Consider the following 8,409-nt stretch of genomic DNA (forward strand, 5'->3'; position numbering starts at 1 on the left):
CCCGGAGGGGGTCTGCCGTGGGCCTCGCCGACCAGGCAGAATGCGGCCATGAGCGCCCTCTTCCCGGCCCTGGCGGCCGCGGCCGACCGGCCCGCCCTGCGTTTCGGCGCGGGCCCGACGACGACGTACGCGGAACTGGCCCGGGCGGCCGGCGCCCTGACGGCCCGGCTGGCGGGCACCGGACGGGTCGCCGTCTGGGCCACGCCGACCACGGAGACGGCGGTCGCGGTGGTGGCCGCGCTGCTCGCCGGGGTGCCGGTGGTGCCGCTCAACCCGCGCACCGGCGCGCGGGAGCTGGCCCACATCGTCGGCGACAGCGCGCCGGGCGCGGTGCTCGCGGGGCCGGGGGACGCGCTGCCGGACGGGCTCGCGGAGGTGCCGCGCATCGATGTCGAGTCATCCGTGGCGGAGACGGACGGGCCACGGGTCGAGGAGCCGACGGAGCCTTCGGACCCCGAGGCCCCCGCCCTGATCGTCTACACCTCCGGCACCACCGGCCCGCCCAAGGGCGTCGTCCTCTCCCGCCGGGCCGTCGCCGCCTCCCTCGACGCGCTCGCCGAGGCGTGGGCGTGGACCGGCGACGACGTCCTGGTGCACGGGCTGCCGCTGTTCCATGTACACGGTCTGGTCCTCGGCGTCCTCGGCCCGCTGCGGCGCGGCGGCGAGCTGCGGCATCTGGGCGGCTTCTCCGTCGAGGGCGTCGCGAAGGAGCTGGGCGACGGCGGCGGGACGATGCTGTTCGGCGTGCCGACCATGTACCACCGGATCGCCGAGGCCCTCCCCCACGACCCGGCGCTGGTCCGGGCGCTGGCCGGGGCGCGGCTGCTGGTGTCCGGCTCGGCCGCGCTGCCCGTACCCGACCACGAGCGGATCACGGCGGCGACGGGGCGGACGGTGATCGAGCGGTACGGCATGAGCGAGACCCTCATGAACACCTCCGTCCCCGTCGGCTCGGGCCCGCGCCCCGGGTCCGTCGGGCTGCCGCTGCGCGGCGTGGAACTGCGACTGGTGTACGAAGACGACGAGGACGGCGGCGGGGTCGTGGACGCGCGCGACGGGGAGACGATCGGCGAGGTGCAGGTCCGGGGGCCGAACCTGTTCAGCGCGTATCTGAACCGGCCGGAGGCGACGGCGGCGGCGTTCACCGGCGACGGCTGGTTCCGCACCGGGGACATGGCGGTACGGGAGGCCGACGGGTTCGTGCGCCTGGTGGGCCGCCGGGCCACCGACCTCATCAAGAGCGGCGGCTACAAGATCGGCGCGGGCGAGATCGAGAACGCGCTGCTCGACCACCCGGAGGTCCGCGAGGCCGCCGTGACCGGCGCGCCGGACCCGGACCTGGGCGAGCGGATCGTGGCGTGGGTGGTGCCGGCCGACCCCGACCGGCCGCCGGCCCCGGACGCGCTCGCCGCGCACGTCGCCGGGCTGCTCGCCCCGCACAAGCGACCGCGCGAGGTCCGCTTCCTGGCGGCGCTGCCGCGCAACGACATGGGCAAGATCCTGAAGAAGGCCCTCGCTGAGAACGCCGAGGACTCGGAGGCACGTCGTGGCTGAACGGATGACGGCCCGCGAGGTCATCGCCCTGGTCGCGGACGGTTTCACGCCCCTTCCGCCGCCCTCGGACGCGTCCAGGACGGACGGCACAGCGGTCGACGGGCCGCTCGGCTGGACCGGATACGACGACTCCCGCGCCCGCGCGTCCGCGCGGACCGGCGAGGACGAGTCGATCCTGTGCGGGACGGCGGAGGTCGGCGGCCGGGCCTGTGTCCTGGCGGTCTTCGAGTTCGGTTTCCTCGGCGGCTCGCTCGGCCGCGCGACGGGCGACCGGATCGTGGCCGCGTACGCCGCCGCGGCCGAACTCCGGGTCCCGCTGGTGTCGTTGGTCGCCACCGGCGGCAGCCGGATGCAGGAGGGCATGATCGCGCTCGGCCAGCTGCAGCGGGTCGCCGCGGCGTCCGTACGGCTGCGCGCCGCCGGCGTCCCGCAGATCGCCGTGCTGCGCGACCCGACCACCGGCGGCGGCTGGGCCACCGTCGGCGCGGGCGCGGACGTCACCCTGGCGCTGCCCGGCGCGCAGGTCGCGTTCGCCGGGTCCCGGGTCCGCCCGCCGGACGCCGACCCCGCCGCGTACACGGCCGAGGACCAGTACGCGCACGGGCACGTGGACGCGCTCGTCGCCCCGGCCCGGCTGCGGGACACCCTGGCGTCGTGGCTGCGCCTGCTGGCCCCGGACACCGGTGTGGCCGGCCACGACGGGACGCCCGCTCCCCCGCCGGACGCGCTGCGCGACCTCCCGCTGCCCGCCACCGGCTGGGAGGCCGTGCTGCGGGCGCGGGCGGCGGACCGGCCGCGGGCCGGGGCGTACCTCGACGCCTACTTCGAGGTGCGGGCGGCGATCCGCGGGGACCGGGAGGGCGGCGCCGACGACCGGGTGGAGTGCGGTCTCGGGCTGCGCGAGGGCCGGGTGGTGGCGTACGCGGCACAGGACGGCGGCGCGACCAGGCCCGCCGGATTCCGCACGGTGGTACGGCTGTTGGGGCTCGCGGAACGGCTCGGGATCCCGGTCCTCACCCTGATCGACACGCCCGGCGCGGCCAATGACGCCGCGGCCGAACGGGCGGGCGCGGGCCCGGCCATCGCGCAGGCGTTCGCGGCGATCGCGGGGGCCCGGGTGCCGGTCACGTCGCTGGTGATCGGGGAGGGCGGTTCGGGCGGGGCGCTCGCGCTGGCCGCGCCCGGCGCCACGTGGGTGACGCCGGACGGCTACTTCTCCGTCATCGCACCGGAGTTGGCGGCGCGGATCCTCAAACGGGCGGACGACCAGGTCCCGGAGACGGCCGGACAGCTCCGGCTGTGCCCCCAGGACCTGGTCGAACTCGGCGCGGCACGCGGGGTGGTGGGGGTGGCCGGGCCGTCCGGCCACCCCGCCGAGCCCGCTTAGCGGCCGGCGGCTAGCGGCGGACGCCGACCGCGCGGATCAGCTCCTGCTTCACGGAGCCGCCCCGGTCGTCGTTCGCGCCCGCCCGCAGCGAGACGGAGGCGGCGTCACGGGGGACGGCCAGTTCGCCGCGGCCGTCCGCGTTCAGCGCGACCTTCGTCCAGGTCGCGCCCTCGTCGTAGGAGGCCTCCAGCCACCGGCCGCCGAGCGTGCCGGTGCCGGCCGCGTCCTTCACGTACTCGGCGTAGACACGGACCGGCAGCCGCTTCCCGGCCGGGACGTCGCCGACGAGGTCGGTGTCCAGGTCGAAGCCGAGATTGATCATCGGCAGGTAGGTGATCCGGTCGGCCGGGGTGTGGGCGGAGCGCACGGTCCACTCGGCGTGCCCCTTGGTGCCGAGGCGCCAGCGGTCCCGGTCCAGGGTGGTGTCCGTGACGACCCTGAGCTCGGCCTCCTCGGCCGGTGCGTCCCAGACGTAGGCGCCGGAGCTGGTCTTGCGGTCGACGCGCGTGCCGTTGACGTACGCCTCGGTGACCTGGGTCATCGTCGGGTCGCCCCACACGTCGCCGAAGCCGGTGTGGTCGGGGCCGGAGTCGCCCCAGCCGGGGGTGTTGAAGCGGACGGTGTCGCCGCTGCGCTCCTGGCCCCAGCCGAGACCGGTGCCGAGCCACGGGTGCCAGACCGGCTTGAACCAGTCCTTGCGGACCTCGGTGCCGCCCCGGTAGACGGACTGGCCGCCGCGCTGTTCGAGCGAGGTGCCGGTCTCGCCGAGGTCGACGGACTCGTGCCAGCGCTGGCCGGTGCCGGTGGAGACGTACTCGGTGCGCTCGACCGGGAAGCCGATCCACTCCTTGAAGCCGATACCGATTCTGAAGGTGTCGGTGATCGAGTAGCGGAACTCGCCGCCGAGCTCCTTCTTGCCGGTCGGCATGTGGTACGCGGCGCGGAGCGTGGCGAGTTCGCCGCGGCCGGGCCGGTAGACGAGGTCGGTGCCGACGGCGCCGGGGTGCCCCTGGGAGAGGTCGTAGGTGTACGGGGTGAAGCGGGTGCCGGTCAGGTCGACGCGCTGCCCGCGGGCCGCGAGCGCGGCGAGCCGGGCGGCGTCGGCCTGGTTCACGGTGGCGACGGCGAGCGGCCGGTCCTGGTAGTCGGCGGTGCCGAACCAGGACATCAGACGGCCCGGACGGTCGTCGGTGACGAACAGGGCCTTGGCGCCCGCGTCCTGGGCCCGCTGGGCGGTCTCGACCGGGTCGGCGCCGTCGGCGAGGCGGACCAGGACGGCCTTGCCGGTGACGTCCTTGCCGGCGTATTCGGCGGCGGTGCCGGTGCCCGCGTCGACGACCGCGAGGCGCTGCCGGCCTTCGAGGAGCGCGCCGCCGGGCTGCACCGTGAGGTCGGTGAGCGCGGCACTGGCGGCGGTGCCCTCCAGGAGCGGCTTGCCGAGCCGCCAGACGGTGCGGTACTCGAAGGTGCCGGTGGCGGGCTTGGCGGTGGGCGCGGTGAAGATCGAGTCGTACATCAGGGGCACCTGGACGGCGCCGCTGTGCGAGGCCCCGCCGCCCTTGCGGTCGAACTCCATGAGGAGCTGCCGGGTCTCGGTGCGCCGGTCGACCTCGGCGCGGACCTCCCTCAGCTTGGTGCCGTCGAGGGTGATCTCGCGGTCGCGGTCGAGCACGATCTCCGGGTCGATGAGGAGACCGAGGCCGAGGGAGTCCTTGCCGTGCGAGCCGCGGACGTCGAGGACGCCGTCGACGCTGTACGTGCCGGGCTTGAGGCGCAGCCGAAGCGTGCCGGATTCGCCGACGGTGACGGGGAACGGGTCCACTCCGGCGGCCAGTTGGCGTACGGCGAGGGAGGCTTCGGAGGGGGCGCCGTCGCGGTCCTTGACGTGGACGGTGAGGGTGTAGCGCTCCTCCTCCTTCACCAGGCCGAGCGCGGTGTGGGCGACGACGGTGCCGCCGCTCGTCGCGGTGACGCGGCCGGAGCTGGTGCCGACCGGGGCCTTGGCGCCGTCGCCGGTGACGGTGGTGCTCGCGGTGCCGTGCGCCGGGACGGTGAGGTTGCTGTCGGCGAGGGCGGCGGTGCCGGCCGGCAGGCCCTCGACGGCGAGGTTCAGCTCGACGGGCTCGTCGGAGGAGTTGGTGTACGTGACGGTCTTGGCGACCGGCTTGTTGTCCTCGTACGGCCAGGCGTAGTAGCCGAGGTCGGCCGAACCGGTCGCGGACACGGTCGAGTTGACGGCGGCGGCCACGTCGACGCGGCCCGCGCCGAGGTCGTAGGCGGACGCGTCCAGCGTCTTGGAGCTGGACATGAGGGCGTCCTTGAGCCGGGCGCCGGTCCAGTCGGGGTGCCGCTGGGCGAGCAGCGCGGCGACGCCGGCGACGTGCGGGGTCGCCATCGACGTCCCGCTCATGGAGGTGTACAGGCCGCCGCCGGGCAGGAGTTGGGAGCGGGCGGCGAGGATGTCGACGCCGGGCGCGGACAGGTCGGGCTTGAGGGCCTGGTCGAGGTAGCGGGGGCCCTTGGAGGTGAAGTACGCGGCCTGGTCGGCGGAGTCGACGGCGCCGATGGTGAGCGCGGAGTCGGCGGCGCCGGGCGAGCCGATGGAGCCGGGGGCGCCGGTGTTGCCGGCGGCGATGACGAACAGCGCGCCGGTCTCGGCGGAGAGGCTGTTCACGGCCTGGGCCATCGGGTCGGTGCCGTCGCTGGGCTCCTGGGAGCCGAGGCTCATCGACACGATCCTCGCGTCGATGTCGCGGGCGGCCCACTCCATGCCGGCGATGATCTCGGACTCGGTGCCGTAGCCCTCGTCGCTGAGGACCTTGCCGACGGCGAGGGTGGCGCCGGGGGCGACGCCCTTCTCCTTGCCGTCGGAGCCCGCGCCGCTGCCGCCGACGGTGGAGGTGACGTGGGTGCCGTGGCCGTTGCGGTCGGCGACCTGCTGACCGGCGATGAAGGACTTGGACTCGGCGACGCGGCCGGCCAGGTCGGGGTGGGTGGCGTCCACGCCGGTGTCGAGGACGGCGACCTTGACGCCCTTGCCGGTGAGTCCGGCCTCCCAGGCCTTCGGGGTGCCGATCTGGGCGTTGGAGTCGGCCATGGCGGCCTTCACACGGGCGTCGAGCCAGACCTTGGCCGTCCCCGCGCCCGCCGCCCGCTTGGCCGGGGTGGCGGTGAACTCACGCCAGAACGCGGCGGGTTCGGTGACGGTGACGGCGCTGCCGCCGACGCTGGGCAGCGCGCGGACCCGCTTGGTACCGCGCGGCGCGGGGGCGGCCTTCCGGGCGCCGGCGCCGCCGCCGTGGGTGACGATCAGCGGCAGGTCGCCGGTGAGGCCCTGCTCGACGAGGCCGGTGACGTCGAAGAGCCGGCGGTCGAGGGCGCCGGACTCCAGATAGGGCCGGGCCTCGTCGGGTATGACGCTGACCCTGCCGTTCACGGTCTCGGTGCGGACGATCCCGGTGGCGCCCTTGGCCCGCTCGACGGTGACCGTCTGCGCGCCGCCGGCCAGGCCGGTGAGGGTGACCCGGTCGCCGGTCACCAGGGTGACGGTGGCGGACGCGGGGGCGGCGGCGCCGTTCCGGAACGTGTCCGGCACGGCGGGCGCCGCCGCTCCAGCGGGCACCTGCCCCGCCGTGAGCAGCGCCAGGGAAAGCCCGGCGGCGAGCAGACCGGCCCTTCCCGCTGCGGAAGGTCTGATCACGACTGACTCCTCGGCGCCCGGGGGACGGGGGTGTCCGGGCGTCGCGATGAGTCTCGGCTGTGGGGCGGGAGTTGACTCGTGCCACGGCTGGCGGCAATGTGCCGTGGCGGCCAACCGCCAGATCGGACACGGGGGTTGCGGGGAGCGGGGTACGGAGGGCAGGCGCGGGCGGGCCGGGGGGGCTCGGGTCGGGAGGCGCGCGGCCGGGCGCCCGGGTCCGCGTGAGCGTGAGCGCCCGGAACCACATGGGCCCGGGCGCCCGGAACCGCGTCGCGGGTTCAGGCGACCGGGGCGCGCCCGTCGTAGCGCCGGAACCCCTTCCCGTACAGGCCGAGCAGCCCGATGGCGAGGACACAGGCGAGACCGCCGCCCGTGATGGCCACGGCCGGACTGGCGAGGTCGGCCACGGATCCGGCGAGGAAGTCGCCGAGCCGGGGCCCGCCCGCGACGACCACGATGAACACGCCCTGGAGCCGTCCCCGCATCTCGTCCGGGGCCGCGACCTGCAGCATCGTGTTCCGGAAGATCATCGAGACGGTGTCGGAGTAGCCCGCGACGACGAGCAGGCACAGCCCGAGCCACAGGTTCCGGGTGAGGCCGAAGGCGGCGATCGCGGTGCCCCAGGCGGCGACGGACAGCAGGATCGCCTGCCCGTGGTGGTGGATCCGGCCCTGCCAGCCGGACAGCACGCCGCCGAGGAGCGCGCCGAACGCCGGTGCGGCAACGAGGAGTCCGGTGGTCCGGGCGTCCCCGCCGTACCAGAGCACGGCGATCGCCGGGAACAGCGCGCGGGGGTGGGCGAGGATCATCGCGCAGAAGTCCGAGAAGAACGTCATGCGCAGATTGGGGCGGGTGCCGAGGAAACGCAGCCCGTCGAGGACGGAGGCGCGCTTGTCGCCGTCGGCGCCGGCGGCGCGCTCGGGCGGCATCGCGGGCAGCCGCCACATCGCGTAGAGGGAGGCGGAGAAGGCGATGGCGTCGATGAGGTACGCGCTCTGGTAGCCGGACAGACCGACGACGAGGCCGCCGAGGCTGGGCCCGACGAGGGTGCCGAAGGTCGTGGTCATCGAGTTGAGCGCGTTGGCGGCGCGCAGCTGCTCGGCGGGCATCAGCCGGGGGATCATCGAGCTGCGGGCGGGCGAGCTGAGCGCCACGCACACGGCCTGCAGGGCCACGATCGCGTAGAGGAACCAGACCTGGTCGAAGCCGGCGAACGCGGCGACGGCCAGGACCGCGGAGAGCACGGCGAGGCCGGTGGAGCTGACGAGGCCGAGCTTGCGGCGGTCGACGGTGTCGGCGATCGCGCCGCCGTACAGGCCGAAGACGACGAGCGGGACGAGCGAGCAGAGTCCGACGAGGCCGACGGAGAACGACGACCGGGTGATGTCGTACACCTGGAGCGAGATGGCCAGGGCGGTCATGCCCTGGCCGACCCAGGTGACGCTGGTGCCGAACCAGAGCCGGCGGAAGTCGGGCGAGGTGCGCAGCGGGGTGAGGTCGGCGAACAGCCGCCGCTCCCCGCTCGCGGGCTTGCCCGCCGGCTTGCCCGCCGGCTTGCCCGCCGGTTCGTCCTCGGCCTTCTCCCCCGTCTCCTGCCGGGTGGCGCTCACGCGGCGTCGGCCGTGAGGTCGAAGCGGAGCTCGGGGCGGGCCCAGTGGGTGTGCCCGGCGGGTGGGACGGTGCCGGTGCGGCGGGCGCCGGTGCGCAGGTAGAACTCCTCGGCGGGCGGATGGGCCACGACCCGTATGGAATCGAGCCCGGCGGCCCG

General features: G+C 75.3%; 4 protein-coding genes and 1 pseudogene. 2 read left to right on the forward strand and 3 right to left on the reverse strand.

Going from position 1 to position 8,409, the window contains the following annotated elements; all coding sequences use genetic code 11:
* The first annotated feature begins 48 nt into the window (after positions 1–48).
* Together ABZ693_RS27995 and ABZ693_RS28000 are read left to right on the forward strand one after the other, a co-directional pair.
* Positions 49–1,554, forward strand: coding sequence for an acyl-CoA synthetase (locus ABZ693_RS27995; RefSeq protein ID WP_359882719.1), 1,506 nt, complete (start codon positions 49–51; stop codon positions 1,552–1,554).
* Positions 1,547–2,941: a carboxyl transferase domain-containing protein gene (locus tag ABZ693_RS28000; protein WP_359882722.1), complete on the forward strand. Its 1,395-nt coding sequence runs from the start codon at positions 1,547–1,549 to the stop codon at positions 2,939–2,941. The genes ABZ693_RS27995 and ABZ693_RS28000 overlap by 8 nt, the downstream gene beginning before the upstream one ends.
* Before the next feature lie 10 nt (positions 2,942–2,951).
* Here ABZ693_RS28000 and ABZ693_RS28005 read toward each other — a convergent pair whose 3' ends face one another.
* From ABZ693_RS28005 to ABZ693_RS28015, 3 genes and pseudogenes are all read right to left on the reverse strand, one after another.
* On the reverse strand, positions 2,952–6,641 hold the full coding sequence (locus ABZ693_RS28005; RefSeq protein ID WP_359882725.1) for a S8 family serine peptidase: 3,690 nt from the start codon (positions 6,639–6,641) through the stop codon (positions 2,952–2,954).
* Between the two features lie 278 nt (positions 6,642–6,919).
* Entirely contained in the window at positions 6,920–8,149 is a 1,230-nt protein-coding gene (locus ABZ693_RS28010; RefSeq protein WP_359882734.1) for an MFS transporter, read from the reverse strand.
* 98 nt (positions 8,150–8,247) lie between these two features.
* A pseudogene (locus ABZ693_RS28015) lies at positions 8,248–8,409 on the reverse strand (GNAT family N-acetyltransferase); the annotation flags it as partial.

This window comes from Streptomyces laurentii, assembly GCF_040635425.1.
In the GTDB taxonomy this organism is placed as follows: domain Bacteria; phylum Actinomycetota; class Actinomycetes; order Streptomycetales; family Streptomycetaceae; genus Streptomyces; species Streptomyces laurentii.